The sequence below is a fragment of the Acinetobacter suaedae genome (genome assembly GCF_008630915.1).
GTDB classification, from domain to species: domain Bacteria; phylum Pseudomonadota; class Gammaproteobacteria; order Pseudomonadales; family Moraxellaceae; genus Acinetobacter; species Acinetobacter suaedae.
Genome location: NZ_CP043909.1, coordinates 2,475,562 through 2,491,577 on the forward strand (window position 1 = coordinate 2,475,562; position 16,016 = coordinate 2,491,577).

The 16,016-nt window shown below is 39.6% G+C and carries 15 protein-coding genes, 2 tRNA genes and 1 other RNA gene; 6 read left to right on the top strand and 12 right to left on the bottom strand.

The genetic code is table 11. The annotated features are described in order from the left end of the window. Positions 1–189: 189 nt before the first annotated feature. The 6 genes from F2A31_RS11425 to F2A31_RS11450 all read right to left on the bottom strand — a co-directional run bounded on the left by F2A31_RS11425 (position 190) and on the right by F2A31_RS11450 (position 7,373). Positions 190–1,071 carry a metal-dependent hydrolase gene (locus F2A31_RS11425; protein ID WP_150026483.1) on the bottom strand — a complete coding sequence of 294 codons (882 nt, stop codon included), beginning with the start codon at positions 1,069–1,071 and terminating at the stop codon, positions 190–192. Between the two features lie 201 nt (positions 1,072–1,272). After that, the gene (gene tuf / locus F2A31_RS11430; protein WP_150026484.1) at positions 1,273–2,463 is read right to left on the bottom strand and encodes an elongation factor Tu; all 1,191 of its coding nucleotides are present in this window, start codon (positions 2,461–2,463) and stop codon (positions 1,273–1,275) included. Positions 2,464–2,556: 93 nt separating this feature from the next. After that, the gene (gene fusA / locus F2A31_RS11435) at positions 2,557–4,695 is read right to left on the bottom strand and encodes an elongation factor G (RefSeq protein WP_150026485.1); all 2,139 of its coding nucleotides are present in this window, start codon (positions 4,693–4,695) and stop codon (positions 2,557–2,559) included. Between the two features lie 177 nt (positions 4,696–4,872). After that, positions 4,873–5,343: a 30S ribosomal protein S7 gene (rpsG, locus tag F2A31_RS11440; protein ID WP_004655203.1), complete on the bottom strand. Its 471-nt coding sequence runs from the start codon at positions 5,341–5,343 to the stop codon at positions 4,873–4,875. A gap of 160 nt (positions 5,344–5,503) precedes the next feature. Continuing rightward, complete coding sequence (gene rpsL, locus F2A31_RS11445) at positions 5,504–5,878, bottom strand: 30S ribosomal protein S12 (RefSeq protein ID WP_004638184.1); 375 nt, start codon at positions 5,876–5,878, stop codon at positions 5,504–5,506. 160 nt (positions 5,879–6,038) lie between these two features. Beyond that, positions 6,039–7,373, bottom strand: coding sequence for an EcsC family protein (locus F2A31_RS11450; RefSeq protein WP_150026486.1), 1,335 nt, complete (start codon positions 7,371–7,373; stop codon positions 6,039–6,041). A 290-nt stretch (positions 7,374–7,663) separates the two neighbouring features. On the opposite strand from F2A31_RS11450, the gene F2A31_RS11455 reads away from it, so the two are divergent. The 3 genes from F2A31_RS11455 (at position 7,664) to F2A31_RS11465 (ending at position 9,976) form a co-directional block, all read left to right on the top strand. Further along, positions 7,664–8,893, top strand: coding sequence for a beta-ketoacyl synthase N-terminal-like domain-containing protein (locus F2A31_RS11455; protein ID WP_150026487.1), 1,230 nt, complete (start codon positions 7,664–7,666; stop codon positions 8,891–8,893). 31 nt (positions 8,894–8,924) lie between these two features. Then, positions 8,925–9,377, top strand: a complete 453-nt coding sequence (locus tag F2A31_RS11460) for a CopD family protein (RefSeq protein WP_150026488.1) — start codon at positions 8,925–8,927, stop codon at positions 9,375–9,377. Between the two features lie 74 nt (positions 9,378–9,451). Further along, a complete protein-coding gene (locus F2A31_RS11465; RefSeq protein ID WP_150026489.1) occupies positions 9,452–9,976 on the top strand; it encodes a hypothetical protein in 525 nt (174 codons plus the stop codon). A gap of 55 nt (positions 9,977–10,031) precedes the next feature. Here the strand turns inward: F2A31_RS11465 and F2A31_RS15830 are convergent, their stop codons facing one another. Then, entirely contained in the window at positions 10,032–10,196 is a 165-nt protein-coding gene (locus tag F2A31_RS15830; RefSeq protein ID WP_171490541.1) for a hypothetical protein, read from the bottom strand. 842 nt (positions 10,197–11,038) lie between these two features. Here F2A31_RS15830 and F2A31_RS11470 point away from each other — a divergent pair. Both F2A31_RS11470 and F2A31_RS11475 read left to right on the top strand, forming a co-directional pair. Then, positions 11,039–12,664: an NAD+ synthase gene (locus tag F2A31_RS11470; RefSeq protein WP_150026490.1), complete on the top strand. Its 1,626-nt coding sequence runs from the start codon at positions 11,039–11,041 to the stop codon at positions 12,662–12,664. Further along, complete coding sequence (locus F2A31_RS11475; protein WP_150026491.1) at positions 12,657–13,688, top strand: hypothetical protein; 1,032 nt, start codon at positions 12,657–12,659, stop codon at positions 13,686–13,688. The genes F2A31_RS11470 and F2A31_RS11475 overlap by 8 nt, the downstream gene beginning before the upstream one ends. A gap of 100 nt (positions 13,689–13,788) precedes the next feature. On the opposite strand, the gene F2A31_RS11480 is transcribed toward F2A31_RS11475, so the two are convergent. The 5 genes from F2A31_RS11480 to coaD form a co-directional block, all read right to left on the bottom strand. Next, positions 13,789–13,865, bottom strand: a tRNA-Met gene (locus F2A31_RS11480). 241 nt (positions 13,866–14,106) lie between these two features. Further along, positions 14,107–14,183, bottom strand: a tRNA-Met gene (locus F2A31_RS11485). A gap of 62 nt (positions 14,184–14,245) precedes the next feature. Beyond that, an RNA gene (gene rnpB / locus F2A31_RS11490) (RNase P RNA component class A) lies at positions 14,246–14,601 on the bottom strand. A 26-nt stretch (positions 14,602–14,627) separates the two neighbouring features. After that, positions 14,628–14,891, bottom strand: a complete 264-nt coding sequence (locus F2A31_RS11495) for a YfhL family 4Fe-4S dicluster ferredoxin (protein ID WP_109440188.1) — start codon at positions 14,889–14,891, stop codon at positions 14,628–14,630. 1 nt (position 14,892) lies between these two features. After that, positions 14,893–15,384 (bottom strand): pantetheine-phosphate adenylyltransferase, encoded by a 492-nt coding sequence (gene coaD, locus F2A31_RS11500; RefSeq protein WP_109440189.1) that lies wholly within the window; start codon positions 15,382–15,384, stop codon positions 14,893–14,895. Between the two features lie 130 nt (positions 15,385–15,514). Between coaD and smpB the strand changes: the two genes are divergently transcribed. Further along, positions 15,515–15,991: an SsrA-binding protein SmpB gene (gene smpB / locus F2A31_RS11505; RefSeq protein ID WP_150026492.1), complete on the top strand. Its 477-nt coding sequence runs from the start codon at positions 15,515–15,517 to the stop codon at positions 15,989–15,991. Positions 15,992–16,016 lie beyond the last annotated feature (25 nt).

Here is a 16,016-nt window from a genome sequence, read left to right on the forward strand (position 1 = left end):
CTAAAACTTTTTTGAATAATGAGGATCTATTTATAGTTATACGCTGATTCACATGCATGAAATAAGTGCATATAAGGTCACAAAAGCATCATCTTAGGACATGTCACTATGTCAAAATTAGAGCATCCCCTAAATAAAAAAGGGCAACAATAATGTGCCCTTCTCTCATACAAAGTTCAAAATACAAAATTATAAACCTAGTTTCGCTTTCCAATCTTTCAGTAATTGTACCGTATCCAAATCATTTGGATGAAAACGAGGTCTGAAATAGGCCAACATTTCACTAGCCATACCCGTAATAATGCCTTTTGATGGACTATAGCCATATTTATAAATCATACCAAGCTCTTTTAAATTCAACTTCTTATCTTGTTGAAGCAAACGTAGAGTAAAGTATGACTGAAGTATAAAAATCAATGCCATCGCAAAGACTAGTGCTGTAGTACGTAAACTATAAGCTTTAAGACCTTTACCAAATACAGCCTCATAGACATCATAAGCAACTGCTTTATGTTCATTTTCTTCTACAGCATGCCAGAACCACATATATGACATGGTGTCATCGGTCATTAAGTCCTGAATATGCTGATTACGAAGTAATTCAGAAGCAATCGTTGCAGTAAAATGTTCTAAAGCTGTGGTTGCTGTTAAGTCGACCATTTCTCTAGTCATTCCAAATGGCTTCACTACTTTAGAAAAATTTTTAAGCGCAAACTGAATATAGCGCCCTGTTATTTGCTCTAGTGATCGAACATCATGACCGTATTTTTGTGCAGAAGCATTGAAGTTTACATGCTCCTGTGTATGCATCGCTTCTTGACCAATAAATGCACTGATTTCTTTCTGTAATTCAGCATCATCTTTAATTGTTGGGTGATAACGTACAGCACGCACAGCATCGATAAATAATTTTTCACCATCTGGAAATAATGCAGATAATGCCGTCATAAAATGTGTCAGTCCAGCTGACCCATTCATCCAATACTCAGGGACTTGATCAAAATCAAAATTCATACGACGTACTGGAAAACTTGCGCCTGCACGGTTGGAAATATTCACTTTAGCATTCATGCCGCCAACTCCTTTTAAGTGGAGCATTCCACTTAGTTCTATTGTTCATTTTCTTGAGTTTTATATTACGTTTTTATATGAATCAATTAAGTGCAGTTAAGGACAGCAAAGTATCAGTTTGGGACACTATTCAATAAAATTGTCAAACAATTGATATAAAAAAACACCCCAAAGGGGTGTTTTTTTATCACTCTAGGGCAATTATGCAGTTACTTTCGCAACAACACCAGCACCTACAGTACGACCACCTTCACGGATCGCAAAACGTAGACCTGGGTCCATTGCGATTGGGTGGATCAATTCTACTGACATCTCTACGTTGTCACCAGGCATTACCATTTCTACGCCATCTTGTAATTTGATCGCGCCAGTTACGTCAGTTGTACGGAAGTAGAACTGTGGACGGTAACCGTTAAGGAATGGAGTATGACGACCACCTTCTTCTTTAGATAGTACGTATACTTCTGCATCAAATTTAGTGTGCGGCTTGATTGTACCTGGCTTAGCAAGTACTTGACCACGTTGTACTTCTTCACGCTTTGTACCACGAAGTAAGATACCACAGTTCTCACCTGCACGACCTTCGTCAAGAAGTTTACGGAACATCTCAACACCAGTTACAGTTGTTTTAACTGTGTCTTTGATACCTACGATTTCAACTTCTTCACCAACTTTGATGATACCAGCTTCAACACGACCTGTTACTACTGTACCACGACCAGAAATTGAGAATACGTCTTCGATTGGCATCAAGAATGCTTTGTCGATTGCACGCTCTGGCTCTGGAATGTAAGAATCAAGTGCTTCTACAAGCGCAAGAACTGCTGACTCACCGTATTGACCTGCATCACCTTCTAACGCTTTAAGCGCAGAACCACGGATTACTGGAGTGTCATCACCTGGGAAGTCATAAGTAGAAAGAAGTTCACGAACTTCCATTTCTACTAATTCAAGTAATTCTTCATCATCAACAAGGTCACACTTGTTCAAGAATACAAGAATATAAGGTACACCTACCTGACGAGAAAGAAGGATGTGTTCACGAGTTTGTGGCATTGGACCATCAGTCGCTGCACATACAAGGATTGCACCGTCCATCTGAGCAGCACCAGTAATCATGTTTTTAACATAATCGGCGTGGCCTGGGCAGTCTACGTGAGCGTAGTGACGAGTTGGAGAATCGTATTCTACGTGTGAAGTATTAATGGTAATACCACGCGCTTTTTCTTCAGGTGCAGAGTCGATCGCTGCGTAATCTTTTGCTTCACCGCCGTAAGTTTTCGCACAGATTGTTGCAATCGCAGCAGTTAAAGTTGTTTTACCATGGTCAACGTGACCAATTGTACCCACGTTTACGTGTGGTTTATTACGTTCAAACTTGGCTTTAGCCATGATGATCTTCCTTTATAAACTGCTCATGAGGGTCGCTCATGAGCGCTTGGTTTTTTAACTAAATTTTAGTTGGGTAATATAGTAATCGAAAGATTACTCGTCGTCACCTTTTTTACCGCCAGCTTGGAACTTAGCGATGATGCCTTCAGCCACGTTACGTGGAGTTTCAGCGTATTTAGCGAATTCCATAGAATACGTCGCACGACCTTGAGACATAGAACGCATTTGAGTTGCGTAACCAAACATCTCAGCAAGTGGAACTTCTGCTTTAATTGCTTTTGTTCCACCAGGAAGATCGTCCATACCTTGAACCATACCACGACGACGGTTTAAGTCACCCATGATATCGCCCATGTAATCTTCTGGAGTTTCCACTTCAACTTTCATGATTGGTTCAAGAAGGATAGGATCCGCTTTCATGAAACCGTCACGGAAAGCATATGAACCTGCCATTTTGAACGACAATTCATCAGAGTCGACATCATGGTAAGAACCATCATAAAGAACAGCTTTAACGCCTACAACTGGGTAACCAGCCAAGACACCATTCTTCATACGCTCTTGAATACCTTTGTCTACCGCACCGAAGAATTCTTTAGGTACTACACCACCTACAACTTCTTCTGCGAATTCGTATTCTTTACCAGCAGCTTCAACATCAAGCGGTTCTAAACGTACATATACGTGACCGAATTTACCTTTACCACCAGTTTGACGTACGAATTTACCTTCCTGCTCAACAGTTTTCTTAATCGTTTCACGATAAGCAACCATTGGTTTACCGATATTCGCTTCAACACCGAATTCACGCTTCATACGGTCAACGATGATGTCAAGGTGAAGCTCACCCATACCAGCAATAATTGTTTGACCAGATTCTTCGTCAGTACGAACGCGGAATGATGGATCTTCTTTCGCCAAACGACCTAAAGCAATCGACATTTTTTCTTGGTCTGCTTTAGTTTTTGGTTCAACAGCCAATGAAATTACTGGCTCTGGGAATTCCATACGCTCAAGTGTAATGATGTTTTTCTCATCACATAATGTATCACCAGTGGTAACGTCTTTAAGACCTACACACGCTGCGATATCACCTGCACGAATTTCATCAAGATCTTGACGTTCGTTTGCGTGCATTTGTACGATACGACCGATACGTTCACGCTTAGATTTAACTGGGTTATAAACTGGATCACCTTGTTTAAGAACACCAGAATAAACACGTACGAATGTTAAGTTACCTACGAATTTGTCGTTCATGATTTTGAACGCTAACGCAGAGAACGGAGCTTCGTCAGATGCTTCACGAGACGCTTTAGTTTCGTCTTTGTCGTCAAGGATACCTTCGATCGCTTTAACTTCTGTAGGTGATGGTAAGAATTCAATTACAGCATCCAACATACGTTGAACACCTTTGTTCTTGAACGCAGAACCACAAAGCATTACTTGAATTTCACATGCTAATGTACGAGCACGTAAACCAGCGATGATATCTTCTTTAGAAAGATCACCTTCTTCAAGGTACTTATCCATCAACTCTTCAGATGCTTCAGCAGCTGCTTCCACCATGTTAGTACGCCATTCTTGGGCAGTATCAACGAGGTCAGCTGGAATATCACCGTACTCAAACTTCATACCTTGAGATTCTTCATCCCAGATAATCGCTTTCATTTCGATAAGATCAACAACACCTTGGAAAGTATCTTCAGCACCGATTGGCACAACGATTGGTACAGGGTTACCGCCCAAACGTGTTTTAACTTGCTCAACAGCACGGAAGAAGTTTGCACCAGTACGGTCCATCTTGTTCACGAATGCTAAACGAGGAACTTGATATTTGTTTGCTTGGCGCCATACAGTTTCTGACTGAGGTTGTACACCACCAACTGCACAGTAAACCATGCACGCACCATCAAGAACACGCATAGAACGTTCAACTTCAATTGTGAAGTCTACGTGTCCCGGTGTATCAATTACGTTGATACGGTGTTGTTGGAATTGGTTAGCCATACCTGACCAGAAACAAGTCGTAGCAGCAGAAGTAATGGTAATACCACGCTCTTGCTCTTGTTCCATCCAGTCCATTGTAGCTGCACCATCGTGTACTTCACCGATTTTGTGAGATACACCTGTGTAGTACAAGATACGTTCAGTTGTAGTTGTTTTACCTGCGTCAATGTGCGCAGAAATACCGATGTTACGGTAACGAGTAATAGGGGTTTGGCGAGCCATGATGTCTACATTCCTAAATGTTATATTTAAAACAGGACGCACCAATTATATTGATGCGCACGAATATCCAAGCAGACAACTTAAATACCCGCAAAGCTCCCACTTTGATAAAGAGCGATGTTAAATCGAGCCGCAGTACGCATGAATACTCTCCTGATTAGGGACTGTTTTATCCGCTTAGAAACGGTAGTGAGAGAAGGCTTTGTTGGCTTCAGCCATACGATGCACGTCTTCACGTTTTTTGATCGCTGCACCTTTACCTTCAGCTGCATCAAGCAACTCACCAGCAAGACGTAAAGCCATCGTTTTTTCAGAACGCTTAGCAGCAGCATCTACTAACCAACGCATCGCTAAGGCAGTACGACGGGATGGGCGTACTTCCATAGGTACTTGATAAGTAGCACCACCAACACGGCGTGCTTTTACTTCAACCATAGGACGAACTTTTTCAAGAGTAGTCTCGAAGAATTCAACCGGGTCTACTTTATTTTTTTCTTGAACGCGATCTAAAGCACCGTAAACGATACTTTCAGCAATAGATTTTTTACCATCTTGCATTACGTGGTTCATGAATTTAGCGATTGTTTGGCTGCTAAATTTTGGATCTGGAAGGATCTCACGAGCAGCGACTACGCGACGTCTTGGCATTTTAATACACCTAATATTATGACACTTCAGGATGATCCAGCAGTTTGTACAAGTGTCATGTACACGACGCTGGCCTTACTATACGTCGCTTGAATTACAAATCTATGAAGAATTCAAACAAGCGAAACGCTAAAGGGTTGCTTGGGCAAATTTCCTAGAATTACTTCTTAGGACGTTTCGCACCGTATTTAGAACGTGACTGGTTACGATCTTTCACGCCAGCACAGTCTAAAGAACCACGAACGGTATGGTAACGTACACCTGGTAAGTCTTTAACACGACCACCACGGATTAGAACAACACTGTGCTCTTGTAAGTTATGACCTTCACCACCGATGTAGCTAGATACTTCAAAACCAGAAGTTAAGCGAACACGGCAAACCTTACGCATTGCTGAGTTAGGTTTTTTCGGAGTAGTTGTGTATACACGTGTACATACACCACGACGTTGTGGACAAGCCTTCAACGCAGGAACTTTTGATTTTTCAATCAAAGTTGTACGACCCTTACGGATCAACTGATTTGTTGTTGCCATTTGGCAATTCTCCCGTTATTAAACAACCTCAAAAAAAGGAAAAGCACCTCTTTTCAAGGGCACATAATTGTAAGCGAAGAAGTAAAAATGGTCAACATTGCAAGTGTTGACCATTTTCGATGTTTGTTGTGTTTTTGCTGACTAAAACATCATGTAGCAATTAACTATGTTTTGTTGACGCTGGTTCTATATCAATCATTGATTGCTCATCAATAGTATTCTGTTCATTTACTAACGATTCATCATTGTCTTCGGCTTTTAAAGCAGGTTGTTGTTCGGTATGTTCATGTTCAACTACATATTGCTCAGCAAGCTGCTGCAACCCCTCACCTACTGTATCGTCATTAGGAGCTAACTCATCTTTTTTCAGCTGTACTGCAACATGAGTAATCACATCATTCTTCAAATCATTTGCTTTTAATGATGTATTATCCATATCACTCAAATACTTAGAAGGCTGTTTTCGCAGCAAGGTTTCAGCCTTAAAATATGCATCTAGTGCTGAAACCTGTTCATTCGGATGTTCATTCAGATAAAAGCGTGCTGCACCAAATACGGATTGAGACTTATGTCCGACATCTTCTAACAGTTTCCAACTATAAAAACCACCTAGTGCCGCACCAGCAATGGGGGTTAATTTCCCTATTACTGAAACTTGGGGTATGTGATTTAACCACCCCCATTTGAATTGACCTTGCTCATCGACCAACCACTGTTTCACCAACTCTACATCATTATTTGACCCAAGAAGCTGTTGGAACTGTTGTAAGTCATGGGTTTCTAACATTGATTTTAGCGCTTTCAATGCCAATAACAAAGTTTGTTTTTCAGCAACTAAACCTAAATCAATTTCTTTAAAAATATATGCCACCACATCCTGATCAGCTTCATCAGCCAAATCAAAACCATGTGAACGCCCTGTTTGATATATTGTTCTCAAGGCTAAAACAATAGATGCTGGGATATCAATCGCAGCCCCCCAGACACCTGTCGCACCAGTTACGACACCCTGCGCAGCTGCGATTAATTTATTCTGTTCAATTAATGCTTGACTTAAACGCTGGGAGCGACCTGTGTCTTTGGTAAGCTCCATAATGTCTGTGACACCAGCTTCATCTAAGATTTTTTCGGTTAATGAACTATTGGAACTAAATTCATTTAGCCATTGAAATAAATAATCAGAAACCTTCTCACTTAAGTCTGGTGAAATAAAAGATGCGACATTATTCACTTTAGTATAATGACGCCCTAACAACTGATGAGAAAGTTTAGGAAATTGTTGACGCAACATCTGTTGTGGACTTTCATATTTTTCCACTTCAAATGGACTTTTAATCCGAGCATTTCCTTCTATTACATTTGCAACACGCTCAGGCTCTTTACCCGATGTCGTTGGGGCAACCTGAAGTTTTTGCAATTCAGAACTGAGCTTTTTAGCCACTCCAAAGGCTTGTGCAAATAAACCTGAAGCTGGTTTGTTTTTAGATTTTGTCATCAAGTACCTCTGTAGTATATTGTGTGCATCTCTAAGTAAATACTAGGTTGAATACAGATTTATCTCAACTTTTATCTGAGTACATTCATCATCTTTTATTCACATATACTTGATCTTTACCAAAATTTACACAACTGAAAATAGACATAAAATTTGCCATAAGAAATAAAAAACCTTTCTGCTATCATGATGTCATTCACACATAAGCCGTTTTAATCATTATCTTCTCCTCATTATTTCACATAGTGATGATATACATGGCTTAGTATTACCATAAAAGGGATCTGTAAATGAAACGTGTTGTAATCACTGGTATGGGCATTAACTCATGCATCGGTAACTCTTTAGAAGAGGTGACTCATTCTTTAAAAAATGGAATCTCTGGGACACGTTTTAACCCAACTTATGCTGAACTTAACTTTAAGAGTCATGTCAGTGCAGCTGCCGAACAAGATTTTGAGGGAATTGACCGTAAGCTGAAACGCTTTATGGGTGTATGCGCGATGTATGCGTATAACGCTGCCATCGCAGCAGTAGAACATGCTGGCCTCAAACCAGAAGATTTAGCAAATAACCCACGTTACGGTATTGCAGGTGGTAGTGGTGGTAACTCAACTGCTTCTGTTGCAGAGATGGTTAAATTATTAGAAGAAAAAGGTGCACGTAAAATTGGACCATTCTTCGTTCCTCGTAACATGAGTAATACCATCACTGCAAACGTTGGTGTCGCTTTAAAATTACAAGGTATTGCTCACTCGATTACGAGTGCTTGTGCAACTTCTGCTGATGCAATTGGTTATGCTTATAACCTCATTCAACTAGGCAAACAAGATTTAATGCTTGCAGGTGGTGGTGAAGAAGATCATTGGTCACAAAGTCTATTGTTTGATGCCATGGGTGCGTTATGTTCTAAATACAATGACACACCTGAAACAGCATCACGCCCATACTCAAAAGACCGTGACGGATTTGTCATCGCTGGTGGTGGCGGTTTCGTGATCCTTGAATCTCTTGAACATGCTCAAGCGCGTGGAGCAAACATTCTGGCAGAAGTTGTTGCCTATGCAGCAAATAGCGATGGTGCCGACATGGTTGCACCATCAGGTGAAGGTGCAACGCGCTGTATCCTCATGGCGTTGGATGAAGCTAAACAAAATGGTGTAGAAAAAGTTGATTACGTCAACACACATGGTACATCTACACCAGCAGGTGACATTACTGAACTTAAAGCGATGGAACGTGCATTTGGTGAAGGTCAAGTACCTGCATTTAGTTCAACTAAATCAATGACAGGTCATAGCTTAGGCGCAGCAGGCGTTCAAGAAGCAATTTATTCTGTATTAATGATGCAAAATGATTTTATTGCGCCAAATATTAATGTGACTGAGTTAGATGAAGGCGCACAAGGTTTCGATATTGTACTTGAAAAACGTGATGCGAAACTGAATACTGTAATGAGTAACAGTTTTGGTTTTGGCGGTGTTAACGCCTGCCTTATTTTCAAGAAGTGGGATGCCTAATCCCACGTGAAATACACACGTAGGACTATCGATGGATGCACCTTCTGATGCTTTCTTGTGGGTAAAAGCATTACATATTATCGCTGTGGTATGTTGGTTCGCGGCATTATTCTATCTACCACGGCTTTATGTTTATCATGCCATGAGTGAAGATACGATTAGTCATCAACGCTTTGAAGTGATGGAACGTAAACTGTATCGCGGCATTATGTGGCCGTCTATGATTGCCACATTAGTGACTGCCCACTTTCTCGTTGAATGGGGCGATGCAACCCGACATTACCATGAGGCAATATGGTTTTATCTTAAAGTCGGCTTGGTTGGATTATTGGTGATTTACCATTTTGTGTGTGGTTATTATCGCAAAAAGTTAATTGGTAACGCACACTACAAATCGCATAAGTTTTGGCGCTTTTTCAATGAAATGCCAACACTACTTTTATTTGCGATTATCATTTTAGTTGTTGTAAAGCCTCAGTTTTAACTGGGGTTTTTCTTTAGATGCTCTATTAAAAAACTAGATAATTTCTTAAACACCACCCACCTTAGATTCTCAAAATGTTCAAACTTTGGTATCGATTGACTCAAGAATTAAAAGCGAGATTCATTTCTAGTTTGATTGTTCATTTTAAGATAAATGAATTTGCTTATCGCGGACTCACTCAAGCAGAGATTGAGATGGCTCGCCCCGTCTTTGGTGATCTTATTGATTATTCAAAAATTAGAATTTTTAATATTCCCTACTTACCTTGGCAACCCGCTAATATTTTTATTGCGCCAAACGGGAATTTATATGTCCATCAAAAGTATTTCCATTCAGACTATTCAAGATGCTCAATTACTTTACAAAGCATCTTTATTCATGAACTTACCCATATTCTTCAATATCAACAACAAACCAATGTCATTTTAAAAGGCGCTCTATTACAACTGGGTTATTATTTAAGTCTAAAACTATATAACCCCTATAAATATCAGTTTGTTGAGGGTAAGGCATTTACTCAATACAATATTGAACAACAGGGAGACATCGCTCGTGATATTTTCCTCAAAAAAATCCCTAATATTATTCTTAAAAAATAAAAAGCCCTGTTATTTTATCCACAGGGCTTTTTAAGTAAGTAAATCAGAATCTACTTTACGCAGCAGAACCTTTTTCGCTTTCAGATTTGAGCTCATGACCATCATCCATTTCAGTCGTAAAATCTACACGCATTGCATCTTTAACAATTGTACCAACACGTCCTACACCAATTGCTAAACCCAACGCAACCACAGGAAATAAAATCATAGGAACCATCATTATTGTTACCTCTCTAATTTAATTTATAGGTGACAGTTAAAATCGTATTACTTCGATTCATCTTGCTGTTGCAATAAAATTGTGCCTACCCGACCAACAACGATTGCTAAAGCAGATGCAACAACTGGAAATAATATAATTGACATGTTCATCTCCTAAATATGATCAAACTCAGTTTTTTGAAGTAAAACTGTACCGACACGACCGACAACAATTGCCAAGATAGATGCGATCACAAGAAAAAATAAAACTGACATATGTGTTACCTCTCTTTATGTTGGGTGGCATTCGATAAGCATGCTTAACAGTGTACACCCGTTCACATTAATTAGGATAATAGCAGTGCACAAATGTACACTCAAGTGTCGCAATTAGATTCCCGACGAACGGTATAAAAAACAAGCAAAACAAATAACACATTGAAGTAATTAAACTAATAATTTTATATAGTTATATTGCAAGATAGTATTATGTATTTTTTTTAAACAAATTTTGCTTTATATACCCCGCTCAGCACAATAGTGGTCATTGGAATGTCATTTAATTTTGAAAAAATATGATAAAAAGCGCTCAGGCAACAGAATTTATTCACAATCATGCTTCAGTCCAACATAAATATTGAGAAATGCTAAATTCCACCAACAAATCTTGGTGTTTTATACAGAAAAACTTGTTATTTTTACGCAGAAAAATGTGCATTTAGTATATATTAGTGAACTTGTCATTTTTCTTTAAGATACAGAACGTTTGACACCATGATATGCATTTGTTTTTAAAAACTATACTTATACAAATCAAAAACTTGCATATCATCATTAGTTAAGACTTAGGATTAGGTTTGAATGAAAAATTTTAAAATTGCCCTTGCTCAATTCTCTCCGCATATTGGCAATATTGACGCAAATACTCAAAAGATGGTTGAACAAGCTAATTTAGCGAAACAACAACAAGCTGATTTGATCGTCTTTCCAGAACTATCCACACTAGGCTATCCAGCGGAAGATCTTATACTTCGCCCGAATTTACAAAAACGTACGCAAAAAGCGTTTGCTCAATTAAGCGAAGTAAAAGACATCGTTATGGTCTTTGGTTTTGTTCACCAAACAGAAGATGGTCATCGCTATAACTCAGCTGCAGTGATGAAAGATGGTCAGGTTTTAGGCATCTATAACAAACATAATTTACCCAATTATGGTGTGTTTGATGAAAAACGCTATTTCCAAGAAGGCCATCAGCATTTAGTGTTTGAGTATCTCGGTCATAAATTTGGTGTCCTCATATGTGAAGATGTTTGGTCATTGAATACAGTAAAACAACTGAGCCAACTAAATGTTGAAACAGTCTTGATCTTAAATGCTTCGCCTTACGAGGTTGGAAAACCACAACACCGTATTCAGACTTTAAGTGAGCTCGCAAAACAACTAAACCTGAATATTGTGTATGTGAATCAGGTCGGCGGCCAAGACGATCTCATTTTTGATGGCTCTAGTTTCGTCAATAACCATAACGGTGAACTCGCTTTGCAGGCGCCAAGCTTTAAAGAAGCTGTTTACTTTACAGAGTATGACGTGACGCAAAAGCAATTTAAAAAAGCTGATGCGATTCCTGCATTAGATACTTTTGCTGAAATTTATCAAGCTCTCGTTATGTCCACCCGTGATTACGTACAGCGCTCTGGCTTTCCTGGTGTGATCTTAGGTCTATCTGGCGGTATTGATTCAGCTTTAACACTTGCCATTGCTGTTGATGCGATTGGTGCTGATAAGGTACAAGCGGTGATGATGCCTTATACCTACACCTCACAAATGAGTGTAGAAGATGCAACTGAGCAAGCGCGTCGTATGGGAGTAACTTTCGGAATTGCCGAAATTCATCCAATCGTAAGTAGCTTTATGCAAACACTATTTCCATTTTTTGGAAATTCCCCTACCGATGCAACAGAAGAAAACTTACAAGCGCGTGCACGCGGTACTTTACTCATGGGTTTATCTAATAAATTTGGTAATCTTGTCCTATCTACAGGTAATAAATCTGAAATCTCGGTCGGCTATTGTACTTTGTACGGCGATATGGTCGGCGGTTTCTCTGTGCTTAAAGACGTGTATAAAACCATCGTATTTGAATTAGCAAAATATCGTAACAGTCTAAGCGAAACGCCTGTTATTCCTGAGCGCGTGATTACTCGTCCACCATCAGCAGAATTACGTCCTGACCAAAAAGACCAAGATTCTTTGCCTGCTTACGATGTACTTGATGCAATCTTATATGCTTATATAGAAGAAGATCTAAGCCAAGCAGACATTATCGCAAAAGGCTATGAAGCTGATGTGGTTGAAAAAGTGATTCGCTTGGTTGATCGCAATGAATATAAACGTCGTCAAGGCGCGATTGGTCCACGTATTAGCTCGCGTGCATTTAGTCGTGAACGACGCTACCCTATCGTCAATGGATGGACCACGAATGACTGAAAAAGTTGTTTCTGAAAAGTCACAAACACTTGCTCAAGCACTTTTGCTTGAGCAAGTGGCATTTTATAAAAATCAACTCACAACACAACTTTCCGCTGATTTCTTCAAGCAATTTATTCAACTCATTTTACAACATGCACCGAATATCAAACTCAAAGAAGTCATAGAGCTTGAGCAAATTCAAGCTGTAGTCAAACGCTATGCATTTGAAATGCAACTTGGTGCAGGATTATTAGAGTTTATTGGTGAGATCGCACAAAAGCTTCATGTCTTTTCGTTACAATCCTCCGCTCAATTACAAGATGTTTTCTCAGATCATCAATTTGAAATCTGGTTATCCAAAATTTTAGAACTTGAAAATATTCGCCATTATCTCAATCATTTCTTAAAAGAAAGCCCTTCTATTCAGCAGTTATGTCAATACATTGCAACAACAACTTTGCAGAACAAATTACCCAAACTATTTTCACAAATAGATGAGGAACGAATTGCTGACAGTAAGTACGAATGGCAACAGAAACTCAAAACCTTCTCATATCGTCAACAACAACGTATTGAACACAAAATAGAAGAAGGGATTGCCCGTTTTATTCAAGAACAATTGGCTGATTTGAGCCTGCTTTCTAACGATGATTTGGAGAGTCTTGCTCGTAACATTTGGGATGACAATAAAGCAAAACCTTTATCTGAATATACCAAACAAGTCACACCACTTGATGTAGAAGAATTCTTTGTCATGATTTATGAATATTGGAAAGAATTACGCCAATCTGCTTTTTTACAAGATTTAATTTTGTATGGTGTTAAAGTTTTCTATGACTTTTATAAAGACGAGAGCTTAGAAGATGTTTTTGCAGCAATTGGATTAGAAGAAACGGATTTATTAAACGAGGCAGTCAGATTTTATCCTAAAGTTGTTGTAGCTTTAGATAAACATGATGTTCTTGAGCCGCTCATCACTTTAATTTTAAAACCATTCTATCAAAGCACCCAAACTTTGGCGATCATAGAAAAACATCTTTAATATTTGCTGGTCAAAGTATTCAATGCAATGACTAGCAAACACCCCATTATGCAATCAAATAAACAATAAAAAAAACCACGCAGGAGCGTGGTTTATAAAATGGTGGCTATGACGGGACTTGAACCTGTGACCCCCGCATTATGAGTGCGGTGCTCTAACCAACTGAGCTACATAGCCGTAAACTGTGAGCGCATTATCTAGTGTTATGTTATGCAGGTCAAGCCTATGACCTTGAAAAAACAAAACATATGAGCACTTTTTATGCATAAGGATATCAATTGATTATTTTTCAGCAAATAGAATAATTCACTCGAATATTTCGCGATTCTATTTTATAAAAACAATCAAAAGCAAAGAGAGCACGACCACTAAAAAGTAGTAGATAAAAAGAGACCACGCAGGAGCGTGGTCTATAAAATGGTGGCTATGACGAGACTTGAACTTGTGACCCCCGCATTATGAGTGCGGTGCTCTAACCAACTGAGCTACATAGCCAAAAACTGTGGGCGCATTATCTTAACTTTCACTACACTCGTCAAGCATAATTTTCAAAAAATCTTAGAAGTGGGCCTATAAGCCGGGTTCTGTCGAGGACGATCATTCCTCTAGGCGTACAATCACTCATACGCTCAAGCGACCTACCCGAATCCAGTACGGGCCGTACCTCAGGATTCCTATTTGGTCTTGCTTCTGGTGGGGTTTACCATGCCGTGTACTGTTACCAGACACGCGGTGCGCTCTTACCGCACCCTTTCACCCTTACCTCACGAATGAGGCGGTCTACTCTCTGCTGCACTTTCCGTCGGTTTGCACCGCCCAGGCGTTACCTGGCACCTTGCCCTATGAAGCCCGGACTTTCCTCCCCTGCTTCAGTCACGGAGACCTCCACAGCAGCGACCGTCCAGCCCACTTCGTGGCGCATCTTATCAAAGTTCGACGTTAATTGCTCGATTTTTTTTGCGCTGTTAATTTTTTGTATTTATCCATAAGCTCATCATGTGATTCCACATGTTTAGGGTCGAGAGGAATACAATCCACTGGGCAAAATAATTGGCACTGTGGCTGATCAAAGTGTCCTATACACTCGGTACAAAGTGATGGATTAATCTCATAAATCAACTCTCCCATATAAATCGCTTCATTTGGACATACAGGCTCACAGACATCACAATTGATGCATTCATCTGTAATATATAATGACACGCTACCAACCCTGTTGATGTTTTCGTTCAAAGGCCTCTACTACGACAGCAGGCACAAACTTAGTTACGTCACCTTTTAAACGTGCAATCTCTCTCACTAAAGTCGATGAGATAAATGAGTATTGCTCTGATGGTGTTAAGAAAACCGACTCAAACTGAGGGTCAAGTTGACGGTTCATATTTGCCAACTGAAACTCATACTCAAAATCGGATATTGCTCTTAAACCACGAAGGACGGCTGTTGCACGCTGTTCACGAAAGAAATTCACCAATAAGCCATCAAAACCAACAAATTCAACATTATCTAAGTGACTTAATGATATCTTCGCCAATTCAACGCGTTCTTCTAAACTAAACACGGGGTTTTTATGATGTCCAATTGCAATTGCTACAACAACTTCATCAAACATTTTTGATGCTCTAGCCACCAAATCAACATGTCCATTGGTAATTGGATCAAACGTTCCCGGATAAATCACACGTGTTTTAGACATGCGTTGTACTCTGCGTCAATGAGATAAGGTGCGTATTTTAACAAAAGTTCAGCCTAAACGCTAAATTCCTAAATGATGGAAAAAGATTACGTTTTGCGGCACAATAAGCGCAATTGTGGAAGTTTGAATTATGGCGAAAGCAACAGTAGTTAAAAAACATAATGGTGGCACGATTGCTCAAAATAAAAGAGCACGTCACGATTACTTTATCGAAGAAAAGTTTGAAGCGGGTATGTCTTTACAAGGCTGGGAAGTAAAATCACTTCGTGCTGGCCGTATGAGCTTAACTGAAAGTTATGTCATTTTTAAAAATGGTGAAGCCTTTTTATTTGGTTCACAAATTCAGCCTTTATTATCGGCTTCAACACATGTAGTACCTGAAGCAACACGTACGCGTAAATTGCTTCTTTCCCGTCGAGAGCTGGAAAAACTCATGGGTGCAGTGAATCAAAAAGGCTATTCATGTGTACCATTAGCATGCTACTGGAAAGGGCATTTGGTGAAGCTCGAAATTGCTTTAGTAAAAGGTAAGCAATTGCATGACAAGCGCGCCACAGAAAAAGACCGTGACTGGCAACGTGATAAAGCACGGATGTTGCATAAATAAAAAAAACCTCCAATTTATGGAGGTT